This is a genomic window from Bradyrhizobium sp. WYCCWR 12699, assembly GCF_032144035.1.
Taxonomy (GTDB): Bacteria; Pseudomonadota; Alphaproteobacteria; order Rhizobiales; family Xanthobacteraceae; genus Bradyrhizobium.
This window is the reverse complement of sequence record NZ_JAVTJN010000005.1, coordinates 284,642-308,483: the sequence shown is the minus strand read 5'-3', so window position 1 is coordinate 308,483 and position 23,842 is coordinate 284,642. Positions and strand designations below refer to the sequence as shown.

Genomic DNA, 23,842 nt, shown 5'->3' with positions numbered 1-23,842 from the left:
CTTACGTCGCCACCGACCCGTTCCCGGCAGTCTCCAGCCGGAACGCCGCCGCGAACAACGCACGCGTGTAGTCCGTCTTCGGATTCTTGAACAGCTCGGCGGCCTGCCCCTCTTCCACGACCTTGCCGCCGCGCATCACGATCAAATGGCTCGCCAGCGATGCGACGACGCGCAAATCGTGCGAGATGAACATGTAGGTGAGTTCGCGCTTGCGCTGCAGCTCGCGCAGCAGATCGACCATCTGCGCCTGGAACAGCATGTCGAGCGCGCTGGTCGGCTCGTCCAGCACGACGAAATCCGGCTCGAGCACCACCGCGCGTGCGATCGAGATGCGCTGGCGCTGGCCGCCGGAGAACTCGTGGGGATAGCGGTAGCGGGTGTCGGGCTTCAGCCCGACGTCTTCCAGCGCCTTGACGACGCGCACCTCGCGCTCCTCGCGCGACAGATTTGGCTGATGAACGGTGAGACCTTCGGCGATGATGTCGGCGACCGACATGCGCGGCGAGAGTGAGCCGAACGGATCCTGGAACACGATCTGCATGTCGCGCCGGAAGGGGCGCATCTCCTTGAAGCGCAGGCCCTGGATGTCATTTCCCAGGAACACGATACGCCCGTTCGAGGAGATCAAGCGCAACAGCGCCAGTCCCAGCGTAGTCTTGCCCGAGCCGGATTCGCCGACGACGCCGAGCGTCTCGCCCTTGCGCACCGCGATGCTGACGCCGTCGACCGCCTTGATGTGGCCGACCGTCTTGCGCATCAGGCCGCGCTTGATCGGAAACCAGACCTTCAAATCATCCGCCGACATCACCACCGGCGCATCCGGCTGCGGCGGCGCCGGATCCGGTTTGGGCTCCGCCGCGAGCAAATCGCGCGTATAGGGATGCTTCGGTGCCTTGAAGACCTGCTCGACCGGCCCCTGCTCGACGATCTCGCCGTTCTTCATGACACAGACGGTGTCGGCGATGCGGCGCACGATGCCGAGATCGTGGGTGATGAAGAGCAGGCTCATGCCGAGTCGCGAGCGGATTTCGGCGAGCAGCGCCAGGATCTGCGCCTGCACGGTGACGTCGAGCGCGGTGGTCGGCTCGTCCGCGATCAACAGATCCGGCTCGTTGGCTAGCGCCATCGCGATCATCACGCGCTGGCGCTGACCGCCGGACAGCTGGTGCGGATAGCTGTTCAGCCGCGTCTCGGGCTCGGGGATGCCGACTTGCGTCAACAGCTCCAGCGTCCGCTTTCGCGCCTGCGCATTGCTGGTCGGATTGTGCAGCTGAATGATCTCGCCGATCTGCGCCTCGATCGTGTGCAGCGGATTGAGCGAGGTCATCGGCTCCTGGAAGATGATGGAGATGTCGCTGCCTCTGATCTCCCGCATCTCTGGCTCGGAGCGGTCGATCAGCTCCTGCCCCTTGAAGCGGATGCTGCCCGAGGGATGCGAGGCGTTCGGATAGGGCAGCAGCTTGAGGATCGAGAGTGCGCTGACCGACTTGCCGGAGCCGGACTCGCCGACCAGCGCGAGGCACTCGCCGCGCTTGATCTGGAACGAGACCTTGTCGACCGCGAGCGTGGTGGCGCCGCCCTGGTGGAAAGCCACCGAGAGGTCGTGAACGGCAAGCAGGGGCTGGTTGATCGCGTCCATGACCTTACCTGAACGTCTTGCGCGGATCGAAGGCGTCGCGCACGGCTTCGCCGATGAAGATCAGGAGCGACAGCATGATCGCGACCGAGAAGAAGCCGGAGAAGCCGAGCCAGGGGGCCTGCACATTGGACTTGGCCTGCGACAGCAATTCGCCGAGCGAGGGTGAGCCCGGCGGCAGGCCGAAGCCCAGGAAATCCAGCGCCGTCAGTGTCATCACCGAGCTCGACACGATGAAAGGCAGGAACGTCATGGTCGCCACCATCGCATTCGGCAGCAGGTGGCGGAACATGATGACCGGGTTGGAGACGCCGAGCGCCCGCGCCGCCTGGATGTATTCGAAATTGCGTCCGCGCAGGAATTCGGCCCGCACGAGGCCGACCAGCGAGACCCAGGAGAACAAGAGGAGGATACCGAGCAGCACGAAGAAGCCGGGCACCAGCACCGAGGACAGGATCAGCAGCAGATAGAGCGAAGGGATCGCCGTCCAGATCTCGATGAAACGCTGGAAGATCAGATCGACCCGACCGCCGAAATAGCCCTGCACCGCGCCTGCTGCGATGCCGATGACGGACGAGACGATGGTGAGGCAAAGGCCGAACAGCACCGAGATGCGGAAGCCATAGATCAGCCGGGCGACGACGTCGCGGCCCTGATCGTCGGTGCCCAGCCAGTTATATTCGAGGTCGCGGCAGCTCTTCAGGCCCTTCTTCTCCACGACCGGCTGACACTGCTTTTCGGTCAGCATCCAGGTCGGCGGCGACGGCGCCGGCGTCGGCAGGTCGAGATTGTGGGTGTCGTAGGAATAGCGGATCAGCGGCCAGACGATGCTGCCGTTCTTGTCCTTGATCAGCTTCTGCAAATAGGGGTCGCGATAGTCGGCCGCCGTCTCGAAATCACCGCCGAAGGTCGTTTCCGAATAGGTCACGAAAGCGGGCCAATAGAGATGACCGTCGAACTTGATCAGGAACGGTCGATCGTTGGCGATCAACTCGGCGAAAAGCGAGACCACGAACAGGGTGATGAAGATCCAGAACGACCAGTAGCCGCGGCGATTGGCCTTGAAGTTCTGCCAGCGCCGCCGGTTGAGCGGCGAAGGCGCGAAGGGCTTGCGCGTGATGGGAACGGCATCGCCGAGGGGCGACTTCGCTGTTGTTTCAATCGGCGTCGGCGCAGTGATCGTCATCAGACCTCCCGCGCCTCGAAATCGATCCGGGGGTCGATCCACATATAGGTCAGGTCGGAGACCAAATTGATCACGAGGCCGACCAGCGAAAAGATGTAGAGCGTGCCGAACACCACGGGATAGTCGCGGTTGAGCACGCTCTCGAAGCTGAGCAGCCCCAGCCCGTCCAGTGAGAAGATGGTCTCGATCAGAAGCGAGCCCGAGAAGAAGGCGTGGATGAAGGTGCCGGGGAAGCCCGCGATCACGATCAGCATGGCGTTGCGGAAGACATGGCCGTAGAGCACCCGGCCCTCGCTACAGCCCTTGGCGCGCGCGGTCATGACGTATTGCTTGCGAATCTCGTCCAGGAACGAGTTCTTGGTCAGGAACGTCATGGTGGTGAACGCACCAAGCCCCATGGCGATCAGCGGCAGCGTCAGATGCCAGAAATAGTCGATGATCTTCCAGTACCAGGGAAACTGCGACCAGCCGTCCGAGGTCAGTCCGCGCAGCGGAAACCAGTTGAAGAAAGAGCCGCCGGCAAACAGGATGATCAGGAGGATCGCGAACAGAAAGCCGGGAATGGCATAGCCCAGCACGAGAATGGTCGATGTCCAGGTGTCGAAGCGCGTGCCGTCTTTCACCGCCTTGCGGATGCCGAGCGGGATCGAGATCAGATAGGTGATCAGCGTCAGCCAGATGCCGAGCGAGATCGAGACCGGCAGCTTCTCCTTGATGAGCTGGAGCACGCTGACGTCGCGGAAATAGCTCTTGCCGAAATCGAAGCGCGCGAAATTCCACACCATCAGCGCGAAACGTTCCGGCGCGGGCTTGTCGAAGCCGAACTGGGCCTCGAGCTTCTTGATGAAATCAGGGTCGAGGCCCTGCGCGCCGCGGTATTTCGAGTTGATGGCATCGCCGCCGGCACCGACTTGCCCCGGCGCACGCTGCGCAAAGTCGCTGCCGCCCGAAATGCGCGAAGTGCCGCCGGTGTCGGCGCCGGAAAGTTGCGCGATCACGCGCTCGACGGGGCCGCCCGGCGCGAACTGCACGACGATAAAGGACACGAAGAGGATTCCGAGCAGCGTCGGGATCATCAGGAGGATGCGGCGGGCGATATAGGCGCTCATGATTATTTCGCCTGCTCGAGCTTGGCGGCCTTGGCGGGTTCATGCCACCAGATGTCGGGCGCGCCGACGCCATTGGCGTAACGCGGCAGCTTTGGCGGATGGCCGAACTGGTCCCAATAAGCCAGCCGGTGCGTCTTGTTGTACCATTGCGGCACCCAATAGCGGCCCGCGCGGAACAAGCGATCGAAGGCGCGGCAGGCCACGGTCAATTCCTCGCGGCTGTCGGCCGCCATGATCTTCTCGATCATGGCATCGATCGCCGGGCTGGCGACTCCAGCGAGATTGTAAGAGCCCTTGGTGTTCGCGACCTGCGAGGAGAAGAACGCGCGCATGGCATCGCCAGGGGTCGCCGACATGCTGAAGCGCTGGATCGTCATGTCGAAGTCGAAATCTTCCACGCGTGCGCGATATTGCACGGCATCGACGAGACGGAGGCTCGCTTCGATGCCGAGCGTCGCCAAATTCTTGATATAGGGCGCGTGATGCGGCTGGAGCGAAGGCTCCTCGGCCAGGAATTCAATCTTGAACACCTCCCCGCTCGGCAGCATGCGCTTGCCATCCTTTATCGGATAGCCAGCTTCGTTGAGCAGCTGCTGCGACTTGCGCAGGAGAGCGCGATCCTGTCCCGAGCCGTCGGAAACCGGCGGCGCGAAGGGCGCGGCGAACACCTCGTCCGGAACCTGGCCGCGGAATGGCTCCAGCAGCTTCAGCTCTTCCGGGGACGGAGGCCCGCTGCTCGCCATGAGATCGGAGTTCTGGAACGGCGACACCGTACGGGCATAAGCGCCGTACATGATGGTCTTGTTGGTCCATTCGAAGTCGAAAGCATCGATCAGGGCCTCGCGCACGCGCGGGTCCCTGAATTTTTCACGTCGCGTGTTGATGAACCAGCCCTGCGCGCCCGACGGCGTCTCGTCGGGCACGACTTCCATCTTGACGCGCCCCTCCTTGACGGCGGCGAAATCATAGCGCGTCGCCCAGATGCGTGACGTGAACTCCTCGCGGTAGAGATAGTTCTTGCCGGTGAAGCCTTCGAAGGCGACGTCGCGATCGCGATAGAATTCATAGCGCACGACGTCGAAATTATAGGTGCCGCGGCAGGGCGGCAGATCGGCGGCCCACCAATCCTTCACCCGCTCATATTCGATGTAGCGATTGACCTCGAACTTGCCGACTTTGTACGGACCCGAACCGAGCGGGATCTCGAGCGACGATTCGTCGAACGGGTGAGCGGCGTAATACGCCTTCGAGAAGATCGGCAGGCTCGCGGCATAGAGCGGCACGTCGCGCGCCCGCCCCTTGGCAAAGGTGACGACGAGCGTCGCGGCGTCGGCCGCTTCCGCGCTGACCATATCGCGCAGCTGCACGAGGATCAGGGGATGCCCCTTGGCCTTCAGCGCCGTCAGCGAAAACGCCGCATCATGCGCGGTGAGCTTCGTGCCGTCATGGAATTTCGCCTCCGGCCGCATCGTGAAGCGGTAGACCAGTCTGTCCGGCGAGATCTGCACGGATTTGGCGGCAAGCCCGTACATCGCATCGGGCTCGTCATTCGCGCGCACCATCAGCGGCGCGAAGGTCATGTCCATGCCTTGCGCGCCGTCGCCCTTGAGGATGAAGGCGTTGAGCGAGTTGAAGGTCTGGTAGGACTGGTTATAGGCGCGCACCGACGGGATCAGCGAGAACGTGCCGCCCTTTGGCGCATTCAAATTGATGTAGTCGAAATGGTGGAAGTCGGCGGGATATTTGAGATCGCCGAAGGCCGAGAGGCCGTGAGACTCAATCCCGGCTTCCGATGCATGCGCGCCACGGATCGACCGCGCCCCCAGCGACACCCCGAGGGCGCCGCCGACACCAATGGTCAGCACATGGCGGCGTGACATCTGCGTCATGCGGGGAATATCCTTCACGACTTCTTTGCGATCCGCGCCGCCTTGTCTGCGTCGTACCACCAGATGAACGGGAAGCCGGACTGACCATATTTGGGCAATTCCGCCGGCCGGCCGAAGCGGTCCCAGCGCGCGGTGCGCACCTTTGGATAATTCCACTGCGGCACGACGTAGTGATTCCACAGCAGCACACGGTCCAGCGCTTTGGTTGCCGCGACGAGATCGTCGCGATCACTGGCATAGATGACCCGCTCGATCAGCTTGTCGATCGCGGGATTCTTGATGCCGGCGATGTTGCGGGAGCCGGCGATGTCGGCCGTCTTGGACGACCAGAACTCGCGCTGCTCGTTGCCCGGCGACTGCGACTCGCCCCACGAATTGGTGACGATGTCGAAATCCCACTCGCGCGTCCGGTTCTCGTACTGGGTCGGGTCAACCGTCCGCACGCTGACGGCAATGCCGAGCCGCTCCAGGGACGGCTTGTAGAACAGCGTGATCCGCTCGAAGCTCGGATCCGAATTCAGCAGTTCGAGGGTGAACTGGGCGCCGGTCTTGACGTCGATCAGCTTGCGGTCGCGCACCTCGTAGCCGGCCTCCTTGAACAGGCGCAGCGCCTCGCGCAGATTGTCGCGCACGGCTTCCGGACTGCCGCCGACCGGATTGGTATAGGCGGTGGTGAAGACTTCAGGCGGGACCTGGGCGCGGACGGTTTCGAGGATCTCGAGCTCCTTGCCCTGCGGCAGGCCGGTTGCCATGAGCTCGTCGATGCCGTCGAAATAGCTGCTGATGCGCTTGTACTGGCCGAAGAAGATCTGCTTGTTCATCTCCTCGAAGTCGAACGCGTAGTTGAGCGCGCGACGTACGCGCGGATCGCTGAACTTGCCGCGGCGCAGATTCGGCACGAAGGCCTGCATCACGCCCGAGCTGCGATTGGCAAATTCCTCGAGGATCACGCGCTTTTCGCTGACGGCCGGGAAGTCGTAGGCGGTCGCCCAATTCTTCGCGCTGTTCTCGGTGCGCCAGTCGACCTGGTCGGCCTTGAAAGCCTCGATCGCCACGGTGGCGTCGCGGAAATATTCGTAGCGCAGCTCGTCGAAATTGTTGCGACCCACATTGGCAGGCAGATCGCGGCCCCAATATTCCCTAACCCGCTCCAGCGCGATCGAGCGTCCCGCAACGAAGTCCTTGATCTTGTAGGGGCCGGAGCCGAGCGGCACTTCGAGCGTGGTGGCGGACACATCGCGCTTGCGGCCCTGGGCGTCGGTCCCCTCCCACCAATGCTTCGGCAGGACCGTGAGCTGGCCCACGATCTGCGGCAGCTCGCGGTTGCCCGGCGCGTCGAACACGAACTTCACCTCGCGCTCGCCGACCTTCTCGGCCCGGACCACATGGCTGTAATAGGCCGAGTACATCGGGTGGTGCTTCTTGAAGGAATCGAGCGAGAAGATCACGTCATCCGGGGTGACCGGCTTGCCGTCGTGCCACTTGGCTTGCGGCCGCAAGCGGTAGGTGACGAAGGAGAAATCATCGGGATGGCTGACGGCCTCGGCCAGCGCGCCGTATTCGGTCGAGACCTCGTCGAGCGAGGCCGTCGTGAGGGATTCGTAGATAAATGCGACGGCACCGGCGATCTGTCCCTTCACACCCGACACGACGATGTTGAAATTGTCGAAGGTGCCGACGGCGATCTGGCGGGCGATTCCGCCTTTGGGCGCTTCCGGATTGACGTAGTCGAAGCGCTTGAAATCTGCGGGGTACTTGACCTTCCCGAACAGGGACAGCGCGTGGCGCCAGGGCAGCTCGGATGATTGCGCATGCGCCGAGCCGACGGGAACGCCCGCCACGGAACCGAGGACGGGAAGCGCTGCGGCCGCAGTGCCGGTGAGCAGGAGATCGCGTCGGGTAATGGCCAAATCAACATCCCTGTCTTGAAGGAGGCTACTCCTTTAAGTTCCCAATATAGGCGAGGTTTCGACCGAACATGTTGCTTTTTCCTCATCTTGGAAGGCCGGTCGCCCGCTAGATGCGACCAAACGCCCCGATAAATTCACCGGGAGGCCCCGATACGGAAACGGCCAGGCTTTTCAGCCTGGCCGCTTCTTCCAAGACAGGTTCTTGAGGCCTTACTTCGACGCGGTCGGCAGCGGCTGAGGATGCTCCGACAGCGAATTCAGATAGGCAATGACGTCGGCGCGCTCGGAATCCTTCTGAATACCGGCGAAGCCCATCGCGGTGCCCGGGATGAAGCCCTTCGGATTTGCGATGAACTTGTTGAGGTCGTCGAAGGTCCAGGTGCCGCCCTTGGCCTTCATTGCAGCCGAGAAGTTGAAGCCGTTGCGGCCCTCGCCCCTGGCCTCGCCGACCACGCCATAGAGGTTCGGACCGACGCGATTCGGCCCGCCCTTCTCGAAGGTGTGGCAGGCGCCGCACTTCTTGGCGGCGGCGGCACCCTTTTCGACCGAGGCGGTCTGGAGCAGCTTTTCGATCGGCTCGGAGGCGGCAGCGGAGGCGCCGCCTTCCTTGCCATGGCCGGCATCTTCCTTCACGGCGATTTCAAAGCCCGGCTTTTCCGGCATCTTGGGCGAGAACAGCGCATTCGCGGTGAAGCTCGTCACCAGCAGAAGGAGACAGGTGCCGAGCACGGCACCAAGAATCTTATTGAGTTCGAAAGAGTCCATTTCCGGCCAGGCCCCACACCGCAAGAAGAATCGGGCGGCCGGGCGGCCGCCAGGACGAGCCTCGGGAGAATCAATCGTTCCCTATCGTTTCCCCGAGTTTTGCCATTGAGATATCGGTTTGCCCGGGGTCTGGCAACCCGTATAAGCGACCCGGCTGGCAACCCATCCCCACTCCATTTCCCGGCGCGGAAAACGCCCTGTTTCCAGGCTCTTGTCCCGATGATCGATCCTCGCATTCTGGTGCTGATCCCGGCCCGCATGGCCGCCACCCGCCTGCCCGGCAAGCCGCTCGCCGATATCGCGGGCCTGCCGATGATCGTGCACGTGCTGCGCCGCGCCGAGGCCGCTGCCATCGGCCGGGTCGCGGTCGCAACCGACACGCCGGAGATCGCCTCCGTCGTCACCGCTCATGGCGGCGAGGCCGTGATGACGCGCGCCGACCACCCCTCTGGTTCGGACCGCATCCACGAGGCCATGCAGAAGCTCGACCCCGAGGGCAAGGCCGAGATCGTGATCAACCTGCAGGGCGATTTCCCGACCATCACGCCACAGACCATCCGCGAGGTGCTGCCGCCCTTTTCCGAACCCGCGGTCGACATCGTGACGCTGGCCTCGCAGATCCACACCGAGGAGGAGGACCTCGCCCCGAGCGTCGTGAAAGCCATCGGCTCGCCGATCGGGCCGCGGCGGTTGCGGGCACTTTATTTCACGCGCGCCACCGCGCCTTACGGCAACGGACCGCGTTACCACCATATCGGCCTCTATGCTTACCGCCGTGCGGCACTGGAGCGGTTCGTGGCGCTGCCGCCTTCGCCGCTCGAGCGCCAGGAAAGCCTGGAGCAGCTCCGCGCGGTTGAAGCCGGCATGCGCATCGACATCATGATCGTCGACAGCGTGCCCCGCGGCGTCGACACGCCGCCCGATCTCGAAACCGCGCGCAGCATCCTTTCCAAATCCTGAGCGGCTGCTACAAGGCGCCGCAGGAGCACTTTTGAGACATGAGCAAGCTGAAAATCGCATTCCAGGGCGAGCCCGGGGCCAATTCCCACATCGCCATCGTCGAGGCCTATCCCGACGCCGAGCCGATGCCCTGCGCCACCTTCGAGGACGCGCTGTCGGCGATCTCGTCGGGCGAGGCCGATCTCGGCATGATCCCGATCGAGAACTCGGTCGCCGGCCGCGTCGCCGACATCCATCATCTCTTGCCGGCCTCCGGCCTCTTCATCATCGGCGAATGGTTTCTCCCCGTTCGGCATCAATTGATGGCGGTGAAGGGGACCAAAATCGAAGATATCAAGAGCGTCGAGAGCCATGTCCATGCGCTCGGCCAGTGCCGCCGTATCATCCGCAAGCTCGGCATCAAGCCGATCGTGCACGCCGACACCGCCGGGAGCGCCCGCGACATCTCCGAGCGCAAGGACAAGACAGTCGCCGCGATCGCCTCGCGCCTCGCCGCGAAGATCTACGGCCTCGACATCCTCGCCGAGGACATCGAGGACGAGGCGCACAACACCACACGCTTCGTGGTGCTGGCGCGTGAGCCGAAATGGGCGGCGCAGGGCTCCGGCCCGCTGGTCACGACGTTCGTCTTCCGAGTGCGCAATTTGCCGGCCGCGCTCTACAAGGCGCTCGGCGGCTTTGCCACCAACGGCGTCAACATGACCAAGCTCGAAAGCTACATGGTCGACGGCAATTTCTTCGCCACGCAATTCTATGCCGACGTCGACGGACACCCCGAGGACAAGGGCCTGGCGTTCGCCATCGAGGAGCTGAAGTTCTTCTCGCGCGAATTCCGCATCGTCGGCGTGTATCCGGGACACCCGTTCCGCGCGACGTTCAGCGAAGCGCAGCAGGATTAGTCGCGTGTCCCGGACGCGCGAAGCGCGAGCCGGGACCCAGGAGCGGCAACACTCACAGGCGCGATAGGCCCCGGCTCAGCGGCGCATCACTGCGTGTTGCGCTGCGTCCGGGGCACGAGAATTTCTAAGTGGCTGCTTTGAGCCCGAACGCCTCCGCCAGCAGCGAATACGATTTCTTCCGCGCCTCGTGATCGTACACGGCGGTGATCACCATCAATTCGTCCGGCTTGCTCGCGTCGATCAGCGGCTGCAGCCTCCTCTGCACCGTGGCGGGGCTGCCGACGAACAGGCGGGAACGGTTGCGCAGGATCGAGGTGCGCTCGGAGTCGGTATAAGGATAGGCCAGCGCCTCCTCGACGCTCGGCAGCGGAAGATACTGGCCGCGGTCACGGCGCAGGCGGTTGAGATCGAACGAGGTGGCGAGCTTTTCGGCCTCCTCATCCGTGTCCGCCGTGATGATTGCGACGGCGAGGATCGCGTGCGGGCTCGCGCTCCAGGCCGAGGGCTGAAAACGGTTGCGGTAATGCACCATCGCGTCGATCGCATCGTGGGACGCGAAATGATGGGCGAAGGCGAAGCCCATGCCGACCTGCGCCGCCAATTCCGACGAATAGTCGCTGGAGCCGAGCAGCCAGATCGGCGGCAACGGCGTATCGTCGGGCATCGCCACGACGTTGTTGTAGGGATGACCTGAGGGGAAGTCGCGCGTCTGCCACAGGATCAGTTCGTGCAGCCGCTCCAGGAAATCGTCGCCCTCGCGGCGGTCGAGCCGGCTACGCAGCGCATAAGCCGTCGCACCGTCGGTGCCGGGCGCGCGGCCGAGGCCGAGGTCGATACGGCCCGGAAACAGCGCCTCCAGCATCTTGAAGCGCTCGGCCACCACAAGCGGCGCGTGATTGGGGAGCATCACCCCGCCGGAGCCGACGCGGATATGCGTCGTCACTGCCGCGATCTGGCCGATCATGACGTCGGGTGCCGGGCTCGCGACCGAGGCAAGGTTGTGGTGCTCGGCGAGCCAGTAACGGACGTAGCCGAGGCCGTCGACATGGCGCGCCAGGTCGATGCTGTTGCGCAGCGCCGCGGCCGGCTTGGTGCCTGTGGTGACGACGGAGAGGTCGAGGACGGAGAGCGGGATCATGGCGGCATAAGGTAACGGAGGGCCGCGCGGCGACAATGGGTCGGCTGCGCAGGTCTGACGTGTGCCGGACCGCGAGCCGGAGCGGCCGCCGAAGCAGCTCGATGGGCCAATTAACGTCTAGATAACACTTAAACCATTCTGCCCACTAGTTCTAATCCTCCAAGATCCGCATCTCTACAGACTAAACTACTGATATTATTTTATTTTACTTGAAACGGTGATATCCCACCCAGATCTAAATATGACAAATAACTCCAGTATTTCTGGCGTAAGTGGGCCATTTCCCATCTTGGATGGGCTGTCGGTCAACCCGCCTTTAGCCTATCGTGTGCACAAGCGAGACCTGACCGCCGGCCGCCAAAATCTGGAGTGAGTGGTGCCATGACCGAACTGACGACATCTGCCCGGGCCGACGGGCAAGACGGGCACCTGAAGCGGCCTGCGATCTCCTTCGAGTTCTTTCCGCCCAAGACGGAAGAGATGGAGCGCAATCTCTGGGAGACGATCAACCGGCTCGCCCCGCTCGACCCGAAATTCGTCTCGGTGACCTACGGCGCCGGCGGCTCGACCCGTGAGCGGACCCATTCGACCATCGCCCGCATCCTGAAGGAGACCGCGCTGCTGCCGGCGGCGCATCTGACCTGCGTCGGCGCCTCGCGCGGCGAGATCGACGAGATCGTCGACCGCTATCACGAGGTCGGCGTCCGGCACATCGTGGGCCTGCGCGGCGATCCCGCCGGCGGCATCGGCACGCCCTATGCGAGCCATCCCGACGGCTATCAGAGCTCGGCCGAACTCGTCGCGGGGATCAAGAAGCGGCATGCCGACATCGAGGTGTCGGTCTCGGCCTATCCCGAGAAGCACCCCGAGGCGCGCGACTTCGATGATGATATCGACACGCTCAAGGCCAAGGTGGATGCGGGCGCGACGCGCGCGATCACCCAGGTGTTCTTCGATAACGACCTCTACTTCCGCTATCTCGATCGCGTCCGCGCCCGCGGCATCAACATCCCGATCGTGCCGGGCATCATGCCCATGCACAATTTCAAGCAGGCGCGCAATTTCGTCACCCGCGCCGGCACCACCGTGCCGGACTGGTTCGCCGCGAAATTCGAAGGCCTCGACGAAGATGCCGAAACGCGGAAACTGGTGGCCGCGACCGTCGCAGCCGGCCAGGTGCAGAAGCTCGCCAAGCACGGCGTCGACACCTTCCATTTCTACACCATGAACCGTGCCGATCTCGTGTTCGCGATCAGCCATTTGCTCGGCATTCGCGCCAAGAGCGCCCAGAAGGCTGCGTGACAGACAATGACCGTACCCGTTTCCGCCAAACGAACTGCCCTCCTGAATGCCGCGCGCGAGCGTATTCTCGTGCTGGACGGTGCCATGGGCACGATGATCCAGAACCTGCAGTTCGACGAAGCCGCCTTCCGCGGCGAGCGCTTCAAGAATTTCCATCGCGACCTGCGCGGCAACAATGACCTGTTGATCCTGACCCAGCCGCAGGCGATCGAGGACATCCACGCGGCCTATTTGCGCGCCGGCGCCGACATCGTTGCGACCAACACCTTCTCGACCACCTCGATCGCGCAGGCCGATTACGACCTCACCGACATCGTCTACGAGATGGCGCGCGAAGGCGCCCGCCTCGCCGGCAATGCCGCCCGCCGCGTCGAGGCCGAGGACGGCAAGCCGCGCTTCGTCGCCGGCGCCATCGGCCCGACCAACCGCACCGCCTCGATCTCGCCTGATGTGTCCAATCCCGGCTATCGCGCCGTCACCTTCGACGATCTGCGCAAATCCTACGGCGAACAGATCAACGGCATGCTCGACGGCGGCGTCGATCTGCTGCTGGTCGAGACCATCTTCGACACCTTGAACGCCAAGGCGGCGCTCTATGCGATCGCCGAGATTACCGAAGCGCGCGGCATCGACATGCCCGTAATGGTGTCGGGCACCATCACCGACAAGTCCGGTCGCCTGCTCTCGGGCCAGATGCCGGAGGCGTTCTGGAATTCGGTGCGGCACGCAAAACCCGTCACCATCGGCTTCAACTGCGCGCTCGGCGCCGAAGATTTGCGCGCGCATATCGCGGATATCGGCCGCGTCGCCGATACGCTCGTCTGCGCCTATCCGAACGCCGGCCTGCCCAACGAGTTCGGCCAGTACGACGAGACGCCGGAATACATGGCGCGCCTCGTCGGCGAATTCGCCCGCGACGGCCTCGTCAACATCGTCGGCGGCTGCTGCGGCACCACGCCGGAGCACATCGCAGCGATCGCCGCCGCCGTTGCCCCGCACAAGCCGCGCATCGTGCCGGAGATCGAACCGCGCTTGCGGCTATCCGGCCTGGAGCCGTTCATCCTGACTGATGCGATCCCGTTCGTGAACGTCGGCGAGCGCACTAACGTCACCGGCTCCGCCCGCTTCCGCAAGCTGATCACCGCCGGCGACTATACCGCAGCGCTCCAGGTCGCACGCGACCAGGTCGAGAACGGTGCGCAGATCATCGACGTCAACATGGACGAGGGGCTGCTCGATTCCGAAGCCGCGATGGTGACCTTCCTCAACCTCGTCGCCGCCGAACCCGACATCGCCCGCGTCCCCGTGATGGTCGATTCCTCGAAATTCTCGGTGATCGAAGCCGGCCTGAAATGCGTGCAGGGCAAGCCGGTCGTCAATTCGATCTCGATGAAGGAGGGCGAGGAGAAGTTCATCTTTGAGGCCAAGATCGCCCGCCGCCATGGCGCGGCCGTGGTGGTGATGGCGTTCGACGAGGTCGGCCAGGCCGATACGTTTGCGCGCAAGACCGAGATCTGCAAGCGCGCCTACGACATCCTGGTGAACAAGGTCGGCTTCCCGCCCGAGGACATCATCTTCGATCCCAACATCTTCGCGATCGCGACCGGCATCGAAGAACACAACAACTACGGCGTCGACTTCATCGAGGCGACGCGCTGGATCCGGCAGAACCTGCCGGGCGCGCACATCTCGGGCGGCGTCTCCAACCTCTCGTTCTCGTTCCGCGGCAACGAGCCGGTGCGCGAGGCCATGCACTCGGTGTTCCTGTATCACGCCATCAAGGCCGGCATGGACATGGGCATCGTCAATGCCGGCCAGATGATCGTCTATGACGACATCGATGCCGAACTGCGCCAGGTGTGCGAGGACGTCGTCCTCAATCGCGATCCGGGCGCGTCCGAGCGTCTGCTGGCGCTGGCGGAGAAATTCCGCGGCAACAAGACCCAGACCAAGGAAGCCGATCTCGCCTGGCGCGAATGGCCGGTCGAGAAGCGGCTGTCGCATTCGCTGGTCCACGGCATCACCGAATTCATCGAGCAAGACACCGAGGAAGCCCGCAAGAAGTCCTCGCGCCCGCTCGACGTGATCGAGGGCCCGCTGATGGCCGGCATGAACGTCGTCGGCGATCTCTTCGGCGACGGCAAGATGTTCCTGCCGCAGGTGGTGAAATCCGCGCGCGTGATGAAGCAGGCGGTGGCCTGGCTGATGCCGTTCATGGAAGAGGAGAAGGCGCGCAACCTTGCGAACGGCATCGGCACGGAAGGCTCCTCGTCCGCCGGCAAGATCGTGCTCGCGACCGTCAAGGGCGACGTCCACGACATCGGCAAGAACATCGTCGGCATCGTGCTCCAGTGCAACAATTTCGAGGTCATCGACCTCGGCGTGATGGTGCCCGCCGCCAAGATCGTCGAGACCGTGAAGGCGGAGAAGGCCGACATCGTCGGGCTCTCCGGCCTGATCACGCCCTCGCTCGACGAGATGGCGTTCTTCGCCGGCGAATTGCAGCGCGAGGGCCTCAAGCTGCCGCTCCTGATCGGCGGCGCCACCACGAGCCGCGTGCATACGGCGGTCAAGATCGACCCGAGCTATCGCGCCGGTCCCGTCGTCCATGTCAACGACGCCAGCCGCGCCGTCGGCGTCGCCTCCTCGCTGCTCTCGCCCGAGAAGCGCGAGGCCTATGCCGCCGAGGTGCGCGCCGAATACGCAAAGATCTCGGACGCGCATCTGCGCGCGCAGGCCGACAAGAAGCGGCTGAAGCTCGCCGCCGCCCGCGCCAACCGCGTGCCGGTCGATTTCACCGCGAACAAGCCGGTGAAGCCGACCTTCCTCGGCATCAGGAGTTTTGACGATTACGATCTCGCCGAGCTCGTCGACTGCATCGACTGGACGCCGTTCTTCCAGACATGGGAGCTCGCCGGCCGCTTCCCCGCGATTCTCGACGATGCCAAGGTCGGCGAGGTCGCGCGCTCGCTCTATGACGACGCACGCAAGATGCTCGACATCATCGTGAAGGAAAAGTGGTTCCGGGCGCGCGCGACGATCGGCTTCTGGCCGGCAAACGCCGAAGGCGACGACATCGCGCTCTTTGCCGACGAGAGCCGCAAGAAGAAGATCGCGACGCTGCACACGCTGCGCCAGCAACTCGAGAAGCGCGAGGGCCGCTTCAACGCCGCGCTTGCCGACTTCGTCGCGCCCGCCGGCGTGCCCGACTATATCGGCGGCTTCGTCGTTACCGCAGGGATCGGCGAGGACGCCGTCGCCGATCGCTTCAAGATGGCCAATGACGACTACTCCTCGATCCTGTGCAAGGCGTTGGCCGACCGGCTCGCCGAAGCCTTTGCCGAGCGCATGCATGCCCGCGTGCGCCGCGAGTTCTGGGCCTATGCGCCGGACGAGGCGCTGTCCACCGAAGACCTGATCCTGGAGAAGTATCAGGGCATCCGCCCGGCGCCGGGCTATCCCGCGCAGCCCGATCACACCGAGAAGGCGACGCTGTTCGAGCTGCTCGATGCGGAAGCGACCTGCGGCGTGAAGCTGACCGAGAGCTTTGCGATGTGGCCGGGCTCCAGCGTGTCCGGGCTCTATTTCGCAAACCCTGCGAGCTATTATTTCGGCGTCGGCAAGATCGAGCGCGATCAGGTCGAGGACTATGCCGCGCGCAAGGGCATGAGCGTCGCGGAGACCGAGCGCTGGCTCGCGCCGGTGCTGAACTACATCCCGTCGCAACAGACCGACAACGCCTTTGCGGCAACGGCGGCGAACGACGAGACGTCAAAGGACCTTGCCTCCCACCCGCCGGGCTGCACCTGCGCGGTGCACCTGGTCTGGCAGAAGAAGCGCGCAGGGGCGGGATAGGCCCGCCTGCCAAACAGAAAATGCGAAAACAACCCCATGCACAGTAGAATGGGGTTGAAAAGGTTGAGTGATTTCGGGCGCGTCGGAGCCGCGTTTGCGGCGTCGGGCAAAACAGGGGTAGGATTGCATCATCGGCTGCTGTGGCGGTCTTCGCACTCCGGCGGATAGGCGCGCCCTTCACCTTGCGCTCGGTTTCGTGCCCCGGACGCAGCGCAACGCAAAGCGGTGCGCTGCAGAGCCGGGGCCTACATCTCCAAGCAATCCGAGTCCCCTGGGTCCCGGCTCTGCGGCGCAGCGTTACCGGACGATGCTACGCATCGCCTAGGCTACGCCGCGTCCGGGACACGAGAGTGCCTCACCCCTTCGGCGGGGCCAGCGGCTGCACGATCTCCTTGAAGGGCGGCAAGGCCTCGCAGCGCTCGGCATGCGCGCTCAGGGCTGGATAACGCGAGGCATCGAACAGCTGCGGATGCGCCTCGCGGGTGAAGCGGACGACGCAGGCCACCGCGACGTCGGCGTGGCCAATGCGCTCACCCAGCCAGTATGGCGTCGTCACCTTGGAGCGCTCAGCCTCGAGCACCTTGAGGACGTCGCCGATCTGCGCCTGGCAACGCTCGACCCATAGCGCGAGCTGCTCCTTCCGCAGCACGCGTTCATAAAGCAGGCTCACCGCCTTGTCGCCAAGGCCGGACGCGAGCGCGCAGATGCGCAAATGCTTGCGCCGCTCGGTGCCGCTGCGCGGCAGCATCGCCTTCTCGGCGCCGACGAGGTCGTCGAGATAATCCAAGATGATCGTGCTCTCGATCAGCGCCTCGCCGTCGTCGAGCACCAGGGTCGGCACCCGGCGCAGCGGATTGTACGGCGCGATCTTGTCGGCGTCGCCGAAAGTCGACCACGGCTTGTGCTCGAAGGCGAGGCCGTAGAGCCGCAGCGCAATCGCGACGCGGCGGACGAAGGGGGAATCATATTGGCCGATCAGGAACATGGTTCTCGCGCTTCCCGGTTGGACGAGGCAGGGCCGATCAGTCTCCACGACCAGCTCGGTGCGGCGCAACAGATATCTTGGAAATGGTGCGTTGCGCCGGCTGCAACGACGCGAGAGACAGCGTCACGCGGTCAAAGCCCGTCCTGGATCGATCGCTTGATCGCAGCGATGGCCGTCTCGTTGCGCTTGTACATCGTCCACTGCTTGATCCGCTTGGCGCGCACCAGCTTGGCCGATGTCAGCACCCGCATGTGCTCGCTCACAGTCGGCGCGCTGACGCCGAGCTTTTCGGCGATCAGCAATCCGCAGACGCCGTCCTCGACCAGGTCGCCATCGGCCTGCTCGCGAAAATGCTTCCGGGGATCCCGCAGCCATTCCAGGATCTGCAGGCGGCGTTCGTTGGCGAGCGCGCGCAAGGCAACGGCAAATTTCATTTAGCCATTTTGCTAATTACCTAATTGAAGTCAACTCTCCCTTACGCTAGTCTGGAGGGCATCATGACAGCGACAATGGACATCGACATCACGCGGGAGCGGATTGCGGCGACCGAGGCCGTCATCCGCCCGCATGTCAGGCGTACGCCGCTTGTTCAGGCCGATCTCGCCGATTTCGGCCTGCCCGGGGCGCCTCTCACGCTCAAGCTCGAGATGCTGCAGCATTCCGGATCGTTCAAGGCGCGCGGCGCCTTCGCCAATCTGTTGCTGCGGCCGGTGCCGCAGGCCGGTGTCGTCGCCGCGTCCGGCGGCAATCACGGCGCGGCCGTGGCCTATGCGGCGCAGCGGCTCGGCCTTCCCGCCACGATCTTCGTGCCTGACATCACCTCGCCGGCCAAGGCCGAGCGCATTCGAAATTATGGCGCCAAGCTCGTGATCGCGGGCAACCGCTACGCCGATGCGCTCGCCGCGAGCGAGGCACATGTCGCCCAGACCGGCGCGCTGGCCGTCCATGCCTATGACCAGGCCGAAACCCTGCTCGGCCAGGGCAGCGTCGGACTGGAATTGGAGCAGGATGCGCCCGGCATCGACACGCTGCTGGTGGCGGTCGGTGGCGGCGGACTGATCGGCGGCATTGCGGCGTGGTACGCCGGCAGGACGCGCATCGTCGCGGTCGAGCCGGAGCAATCGCCAACCCTGCACACGGCGTTCGAAGCGGGCGCCCCGGTCGATGCGCCGGCCGGCGGTCTTGCCGCCGACAGCCTTGCGCCACGGCGCGTCGGCGAACTGATGTTTCCGATCGCGCGCGCCCATGTCGAGCGCGTCGTCCTGGTCAGCGACGATGCGATCCGGCAGGCCCAGGCCGCGCTGTGGTCGCATCTGCGCCTCGTGGCCGAGCCCGGCGGTGCAGCCGCCTTTGCCGCGGTGCTCTCCGGCCGCTATCGTCCCTCACCCACCGAACGCGTCGCGGTGTTGGTTTGTGGGGCGAATACGACGGCGGTGAATTTCGATAGCTAGCCCGAGGATGGCAGGATCGGGGGTGGCGCCCATTGATCCTGATAACCGCTCCATTCGGCATACGACGCTATCGCGAATTGCTCCAACAATTGGAAACGCGACCGCGACGCCTTGCTGCGTCATTGCAAGCATAGCAGAGCATCTAGACTCCCTCCGCGGAGGGATTCTGGATTGCGTCGTCGCAAGAGCTCCTCGCAATGACAGTCGGGACGCAGCCGCACTACTCAATGATCGGCACATGCCGCGCCGCATCGCGCCGTGCCGTCCCGTCGAGGCGCGGGTCGTCGGCGATCTCGATCTGGCGGCGGAACGGGCGGAAGCCGGAGCGCTGGTAGAAGGCAACGGCGGAGGGATGATCGAGCGTGCAGGTGTGGACCCAGACGCGGCGGACGTCGCGCGACCAGGCGCGCTCCAGCGCGCGGTTCATCAGGAAGCGGGCGGCGCCGGTGCCGATCAGGCCAGAGGTGACCCCGAAATAGGCCAGCTCGCACTGCCCGGGCTCGCGGAAGTCGAGCTCGAGCAGGCCTTCGTCGCGGCCGTCTGCGACCAGTGCATAGACCTCGATATCCGGGGCGTGGATGATTGCTGCGAGCTCTGTGTCGCTCATGCGGGCGCGCGAGAACCATAGCCAGTCCTCGCCGACGCGGCGGAAGAGATCGCGGTACCAATCAAGTGCAGGGGCATCGGCCTTGCGCAGCGACCACGCGCCGGGCGGATCGTCGCGGCGCGCGGGCCGTGCGGTCATTTCCAGATGGGTGACGACGGCGGCGATCTTGCCGGCGGGGACATCGGAATAGCCGTCGGGGAGAGTCATTTGTTCTCACACCGTGTAGCCCGGTTGGAGCGAAGTGCAATCCGGGATTTGTGCCACAAGCGACAGCAGTCCCGGATTTCGCTGCGCTCCATCCGGGCTACGAGCCCCCCTCGTCGCTCGCCAGCACGCCCTTCACCGCCCTTGCCCACCCCGCCAGCTTCCGCTCGCGTGTCGCCTGGCTCATGTTCGGCTTGAAGCGGTGCTCCAATCGCCAATTGTCGGCGAACTTCGTCGGCTCGGGATAGACGCCGGCGTTGAGGCCGGCGAGATAGGCGGCGCCCAGCGCCGTGGTCTCCTGGATCACGGGGCGGTCGACGGGGGCATCCAGGAGATCGGCGAGACGCTGCATGGTCCAGTCCGATGCCGTCATGCCGCCGTCGACGCGGAGCACGACGCTGGCGGTCTCCGAGCTCGGCCAATCCGCGCGCATCGCAGCCCAGAGATCGAAGGTCTGGTAGCAGACGCTTTCCAGCGCGGCGTGGGCGAGCTCGGCGGGGCCGGTGTTGCGGGTGAGGCCGAACAGCGCGCCGCGCACGCGCGGATTCCAGTAGGGCGCGCCCATGCCGACGAAGGCGGGAACGAGATAGACGCTCTGCATGGAGTCGGACTGGTCGGCGAGCGGTCCGGTCTCGGCGGCGTGCTTGATAATGCCGAGACCGTCGCGCAGCCATTGCACCGCTGAGCCCGCCACGAAGATCGAGCCTTCCAGCGCGTAGGTGCGTTTTCCCTCGAGCTGATAGGCAACGGTGGTCAGCAGCTTGTTCTTGGAGACAACCGGCGTGGTGCCGGTGTTGAGCAGGGCAAAACAGCCGGTGCCGTAGGTCGACTTCATCATGCCCGGGCGGAAGCAGGCTTGACCGATGGTCGCCGCCTGCTGGTCGCCGGCGATGCCGGAGATGGCGATGGCGCCACCGAACAGATCGGGCGTGCTCTCGCCGAAGCGGGCGGAGGAATCCTTCACCTCGGGCAACATCGAGCGCGGCACGCCGATGATCTCCAAGAGCTCGTCGTCCCACTGGCCGGTGTGGATGTTGAACAGCAGCGTGCGCGATGCGTTGGTGGCGTCGGTGGCGTGCACCTTGCCGCCGGTGAGGCGCCAGAGCAGGTAGCAATCGACGGTGCCGAACATCAGCTCGCCGCGGGCGGCGCGCGCGCGGGCGCCGGGAACGTGGTCGAGGATCCACGCGACCTTGGTGCCGGAGAAATAGGGATCGATGATCAGGCCGGTCTTCTGCGAGATCACGGGCTCGCGGCCTTCCGCCTTCAGTTTGGCGCAAATGTCGGCGGTGCGGCGGTCCTGCCAGACGATGGCGCGGTGCACGGCCTGCCCGGTGGCGCGGTCCCACACCACCGTGGTCTCGCGCTGGTTGGTGATGCCGATCGCGGCGATGTCCTTCGCGCTGATGCCGGCCTGCTCGATCGCCTCGCGGCAGACCATCACCGTCGAGGTCCAGATGTCCTCCGGCTCGTGCTCCACCCAGCCCGAAGCCGGAAAATGCTGCGGGAATTCCTGCTGCGCTTTGGCAGCAATCGAGATATCGCCGCGGAACACGATCGCACGCGAGGAGGTGGTGCCCTGGTCGATGGCAAGGACGAAAGACATGGCGGCTTACCTTGGCGGTTTTCCCTGGAGGGGTCATCAAGTCGCGCCAAAGGGAGCGGATTAGGGCGGCAAGGTCAAGGTTGGATGCAGGCGAGCGGCTACTTCCCTTCTCCCCTTGTGGGAGAAGGTGGCGCGAAGCGCCGGATGAGGGGTTCTATCGGCGAAGAATAATGCGAGAGGGGGCCACACGCGGAGAGAGACCCCTCACCCGTCTCGCCGCTGCGCGGCGATCCACCCTCTCCCACAAGGGGAGAGGGAAAGCAGGCCTACACCGCCGCCGTGGTCACACCGCCGTCGATGACGATGGTCTGTCCGGTCATGAAGCTCGATGCGTCCGAGGCGAGGTAGGCTACGGCGCCGGCGATTTCGTCGGGTTCGCCGATGCGGCGGAGCGGGGTGGTGGCGGTGCGGCGCTTCAGATTGGCTTCGTCTTCCCAGAGCGCGCGGGCGAAATCGGTCTTGACGAGGCCCGGTGCGATGCAGTTGACGCGGACGCCTTTCGGGCCCCACTCGCCGGCGAGCGAGCGGCACAGCGCGAAATCGGCCGCCTTGGAGATGCCGTAGGCACCGATCACGGTGGAGCCGCGCAGGCCGCCGATCGAGGAGATGATGACCACGGAGCCCTTGCCGCGCTCCGCCATTTGCGGGATGGCGAGCGCGGAGAGCCAGATGTTGCTCTTGACGTTCGAGCCCATGATCTTGTCGAAGGCTTCGTCCGTGATGTCGAGCAGCGGGCCGTAATAGGGATTGACGGCGGCGTTGCAGACGAGGATGTCGATCTTGCCGTAATGCTTGGTGGCGCCTGCGATCAGTGCCTCGACCTCGGCCTTGCGGGCGATGTTGCAGGGGATGACGGTGGCATCGCCGCCGGCCGCGATGATGCCGTCGGCGACTTCCTGGCAGGCGTCGGCCTTGCGCGAGGAGACGACCACCTTGGCGCCGAGCCTGGCAAGGAGTTCGGCGGAGGAGCGGCCGATGCCGCGGCTGGAGCCGGTGACCACGGCGACCTTGCCGGTGAGATCGAACGGGGTGTTTTTCATTTGTTCGCCTTCTTCCTGGTCATTCCGGGGCGCGACGAACTCGCGAGCTATGGTGCGCAAGTGCGCACCTGAGAATCCATTTCACCGCGCGTACTGCCGCCCGATGGATCCCGGGTTCGCGCTACGCGCGCCCCGGGATGACAGCGTGGCTAGACCAACCCGCCCGCGTCGGCGACGCGGCGCTGGTGGTAGTCGGTATCACCGAACGAGTTCTCGATCATGGTGAGGCGCTTGAAGTAGTGGCCGATCTTCGCCTCCATGGTCATGCCGATGCCGCCGTGGAGCTGGATCGCCTGCTGTCCCACGAATTTCAGCGACTTGCCGATCTGCACCTTGGCCGCGGCGATCGCGTTGCTGCGCTCCTTGGCGTTGTCGAAATCGTTCGCCATGGTGGCGAACATCGACATCGAGCGGGCCTGCTCGGCCGCGACGAACATGTCGGAGGCGCGGTGCTGCAGCGACTGGAACGAACCGATCGCGACGCCGAACTGCTTTCGGGTCTTGATGTACTCGACGGTGGTCTTGAGCGACTCGTCCATCAAGCCGACCGCCTCGGCGCAGAGCGCGACGCGGGCTTCGTCGACCACCCGCTCGATCAACGCGAGGCTGTCGTCGGGATTGCCGAGCACGGCATCGGCGCCGACCTCGACACCGGTGAAGGTGATGTCGGCGGCGTGCAGGCCGTCCTGCGTCGGGTAGGACTTCTTCGTCACGCCCTTGGCATTCGCCGGCACCAGGAACACGCCGATTCCGGTCTTGTCGCGGCGCTCACCCTTGGTGCGCGCGGTGACGACGAGCGTGTCGGCGTTCTCGCCGTTGAGCACGACGAACTTCTCGCCGTCGATGATCCAGCCGTCGCCCTTCTTCTTCGCCGTGGTCGAGACGTCGAACAGATCGTAGCGCGAGTTCTTCTCGAGCTGGGCGAACGCCAGCGTCTTGCTGCCGTCGATGATCCCTGGCACATGCGCGGCCTTCTGCGCATCGGAGCCGGCATGGCGCAGGAAGCCGCCGCCGATCACGACCGTTGCCAGATACGGCTCCAGCACCAGCGCCTTGCCGAGCGCCTCCATCACGATCATGGTCTCGACGCCGCCGCCGCCGAAGCCGCCATCGGCCTCGCTGAACGGCAGGCCGAGCAGGCCCTGCTCGGCGAGCTTGAGCCAGACGGTTTTGCTCCAGCCGCCCTTCTCCGCCATGTATTTCTTGCGGCTCTCGAAATCGTAGGAGTCGGTCAGCAGGCCGTCGATGCTTTCCTTGAGAAGCCGCTGCTCCTCGTTCAGATCAAAATCCATTTCTCTTT

The 23,842-nt window shown here is 64.6% G+C and carries 18 protein-coding genes; 5 read left to right on the top strand and 13 right to left on the bottom strand.

Annotated features, from left to right (window positions below; all coding sequences use genetic code 11):
- Nucleotide 1 precedes the first annotated feature (1 nt).
- The 6 genes from RPS27_RS06125 to RPS27_RS06100 all read right to left on the bottom strand — a co-directional run bounded on the left by RPS27_RS06125 (nucleotide 2) and on the right by RPS27_RS06100 (nucleotide 8,495).
- Nucleotides 2–1,639, bottom strand: coding sequence for an ABC transporter ATP-binding protein (locus RPS27_RS06125; protein ID WP_211415856.1), 1,638 nt, complete (start codon nucleotides 1,637–1,639; stop codon nucleotides 2–4).
- A 4-nt stretch (nucleotides 1,640–1,643) separates the two neighbouring features.
- Nucleotides 1,644–2,822: an ABC transporter permease gene (locus RPS27_RS06120; RefSeq protein WP_194404481.1), complete on the bottom strand. Its 1,179-nt coding sequence runs from the start codon at nucleotides 2,820–2,822 to the stop codon at nucleotides 1,644–1,646.
- Complete coding sequence (locus RPS27_RS06115) at nucleotides 2,822–3,931, bottom strand: microcin C ABC transporter permease YejB (protein ID WP_194404482.1); 1,110 nt, start codon at nucleotides 3,929–3,931, stop codon at nucleotides 2,822–2,824. The genes RPS27_RS06120 and RPS27_RS06115 overlap by 1 nt, the downstream gene beginning before the upstream one ends.
- A gap of 2 nt (nucleotides 3,932–3,933) precedes the next feature.
- Complete coding sequence (locus tag RPS27_RS06110) at nucleotides 3,934–5,820, bottom strand: extracellular solute-binding protein (protein ID WP_212067865.1); 1,887 nt, start codon at nucleotides 5,818–5,820, stop codon at nucleotides 3,934–3,936.
- A 14-nt stretch (nucleotides 5,821–5,834) separates the two neighbouring features.
- Entirely contained in the window at nucleotides 5,835–7,730 is a 1,896-nt protein-coding gene (locus RPS27_RS06105) for an extracellular solute-binding protein (protein ID WP_212067864.1), read from the bottom strand.
- A gap of 210 nt (nucleotides 7,731–7,940) precedes the next feature.
- Nucleotides 7,941–8,495 carry a c-type cytochrome gene (locus tag RPS27_RS06100; protein WP_211415853.1) on the bottom strand — a complete coding sequence of 185 codons (555 nt, stop codon included), beginning with the start codon at nucleotides 8,493–8,495 and terminating at the stop codon, nucleotides 7,941–7,943.
- Between the two features lie 219 nt (nucleotides 8,496–8,714).
- On the opposite strand from RPS27_RS06100, the gene RPS27_RS06095 reads away from it, so the two are divergent.
- Both RPS27_RS06095 and RPS27_RS06090 read left to right on the top strand, forming a co-directional pair.
- The gene (locus RPS27_RS06095; protein ID WP_194404486.1) at nucleotides 8,715–9,455 is read left to right on the top strand and encodes a 3-deoxy-manno-octulosonate cytidylyltransferase; all 741 of its coding nucleotides are present in this window, start codon (nucleotides 8,715–8,717) and stop codon (nucleotides 9,453–9,455) included.
- Between the two features lie 38 nt (nucleotides 9,456–9,493).
- Nucleotides 9,494–10,354: a prephenate dehydratase gene (locus RPS27_RS06090; protein WP_194404487.1), complete on the top strand. Its 861-nt coding sequence runs from the start codon at nucleotides 9,494–9,496 to the stop codon at nucleotides 10,352–10,354.
- 124 nt (nucleotides 10,355–10,478) lie between these two features.
- On the opposite strand, the gene RPS27_RS06085 is transcribed toward RPS27_RS06090, so the two are convergent.
- Nucleotides 10,479–11,492 (bottom strand): LLM class flavin-dependent oxidoreductase, encoded by a 1,014-nt coding sequence (locus RPS27_RS06085; protein ID WP_212067863.1) that lies wholly within the window; start codon nucleotides 11,490–11,492, stop codon nucleotides 10,479–10,481.
- 381 nt (nucleotides 11,493–11,873) lie between these two features.
- Between RPS27_RS06085 and metF the strand changes: the two genes are divergently transcribed.
- Nucleotides 11,874–12,794: a methylenetetrahydrofolate reductase [NAD(P)H] gene (metF, locus tag RPS27_RS06080; protein WP_212067862.1), complete on the top strand. Its 921-nt coding sequence runs from the start codon at nucleotides 11,874–11,876 to the stop codon at nucleotides 12,792–12,794.
- A 6-nt stretch (nucleotides 12,795–12,800) separates the two neighbouring features.
- On the top strand, nucleotides 12,801–16,649 hold the full coding sequence (gene metH, locus RPS27_RS06075) for a methionine synthase (protein WP_212067861.1): 3,849 nt from the start codon (nucleotides 12,801–12,803) through the stop codon (nucleotides 16,647–16,649).
- 355 nt (nucleotides 16,650–17,004) lie between these two features.
- Here the strand turns inward: metH and RPS27_RS06070 are convergent, their stop codons facing one another.
- Nucleotides 17,005–17,634: a glutathione S-transferase family protein gene (locus tag RPS27_RS06070; RefSeq protein WP_212067860.1), complete on the bottom strand. Its 630-nt coding sequence runs from the start codon at nucleotides 17,632–17,634 to the stop codon at nucleotides 17,005–17,007.
- A gap of 131 nt (nucleotides 17,635–17,765) precedes the next feature.
- Nucleotides 17,766–18,068: an ArsR/SmtB family transcription factor gene (locus RPS27_RS06065; RefSeq protein WP_024340569.1), complete on the bottom strand. Its 303-nt coding sequence runs from the start codon at nucleotides 18,066–18,068 to the stop codon at nucleotides 17,766–17,768.
- Nucleotides 18,069–18,131: 63 nt separating this feature from the next.
- On the opposite strand from RPS27_RS06065, the gene RPS27_RS06060 reads away from it, so the two are divergent.
- Nucleotides 18,132–19,085 carry a threonine/serine dehydratase gene (locus RPS27_RS06060; protein ID WP_212067859.1) on the top strand — a complete coding sequence of 318 codons (954 nt, stop codon included), beginning with the start codon at nucleotides 18,132–18,134 and terminating at the stop codon, nucleotides 19,083–19,085.
- 220 nt (nucleotides 19,086–19,305) lie between these two features.
- On the opposite strand, the gene RPS27_RS06055 is transcribed toward RPS27_RS06060, so the two are convergent.
- From RPS27_RS06055 to pimD, 4 genes are all read right to left on the bottom strand, one after another.
- The gene (locus RPS27_RS06055; RefSeq protein ID WP_212067858.1) at nucleotides 19,306–19,899 is read right to left on the bottom strand and encodes a GNAT family N-acetyltransferase; all 594 of its coding nucleotides are present in this window, start codon (nucleotides 19,897–19,899) and stop codon (nucleotides 19,306–19,308) included.
- 97 nt (nucleotides 19,900–19,996) lie between these two features.
- The gene (gene glpK / locus RPS27_RS06050) at nucleotides 19,997–21,502 is read right to left on the bottom strand and encodes a glycerol kinase GlpK (protein ID WP_313753931.1); all 1,506 of its coding nucleotides are present in this window, start codon (nucleotides 21,500–21,502) and stop codon (nucleotides 19,997–19,999) included.
- A 266-nt stretch (nucleotides 21,503–21,768) separates the two neighbouring features.
- Nucleotides 21,769–22,542, bottom strand: a complete 774-nt coding sequence (locus RPS27_RS06045) for an SDR family NAD(P)-dependent oxidoreductase (protein WP_211415842.1) — start codon at nucleotides 22,540–22,542, stop codon at nucleotides 21,769–21,771.
- A gap of 149 nt (nucleotides 22,543–22,691) precedes the next feature.
- The gene (pimD, locus tag RPS27_RS06040; RefSeq protein ID WP_212067856.1) at nucleotides 22,692–23,834 is read right to left on the bottom strand and encodes a pimeloyl-CoA dehydrogenase small subunit; all 1,143 of its coding nucleotides are present in this window, start codon (nucleotides 23,832–23,834) and stop codon (nucleotides 22,692–22,694) included.
- Nucleotides 23,835–23,842: the final 8 nt, after the last annotated feature.